1 protein-coding gene is annotated in these 687 nt (G+C 72.1%); it reads left to right on the top strand.

Annotated elements, in window-relative coordinates:
- The first annotated feature begins 133 nt into the window (after positions 1-133).
- On the top strand, positions 134-619 hold the full coding sequence (locus J1M37_RS11630) for an alkaline phosphatase D family protein (RefSeq protein WP_119217798.1): 486 nt from the start codon (positions 134-136) through the stop codon (positions 617-619).
- Positions 620-687: the final 68 nt, after the last annotated feature.

The raw sequence follows: 687 nt of genomic DNA, 5'->3' as shown, positions 1-687 counted from the left end.
GTCCAGACGGCCTCCGGGATAATCCGGGCCCCGCCGCCGATCCGGACAGTGCCCACCCCTGACCCCACGCCTTCTCCCGCGCCATACCGGCCCGTCACCATCCCGACACCTGCGCCTGAGACCCTCATTTCTCGTGAGCTCTCATCCCTTCTCCCCCGCACGCACGTCCCGCCGCACGGTCCTGACCACCGGATCGCTCGTCGTCGCCTCCGCCGCCCTGCTCGGCACCCCGGCGCGCGCCGCGGGCGTGCCTGACCCGTTCACCCTGGGCGTGGCCTCGGGCGACCCGTGGCCGGACGGCTTCGTCGTCTGGACGCGCCTGGCGGTCTCGCCCCTGGCCCTGGACGGCCTGGGCGGCATGGGGCAGCGCGTCACCGACGTCGAGTACCAGGTGGCCACGGACGAGCGCTTCACGCGGGTGGTGCGCTCCGGCGTCGTGACGACGGGACCGGAGCAGGGCCACGCCGTGCACGTCACACTCACCGGCCTCAAGCCCGGCCGCGAGTACTTCTACCGGTTCCGCGCGCTGGGGCACGTCTCGCGCGTCGGGCGGGCGGTGACCGTGAGCCGCCCCCTTCATTCGGTCCGGACGTTCTGTGAGTCGTCGGTTTCCATTTGATGGGTGCACTGCCGAGCGTACTCGGCTGGGGTTAGGTAGCCGAGCGAGGAGTGCCGGCGGTGGTGGTT

Origin of the sequence: Micrococcus sp. KRD012, from assembly GCF_017168555.1 — a bacterium.
GTDB lineage: Bacteria > Actinomycetota > Actinomycetes > Actinomycetales > Micrococcaceae > Micrococcus > Micrococcus luteus.
Note: the sequence above shows the minus strand (reverse complement) of the source record. Positions and strands in the feature narration are given on the sequence as shown.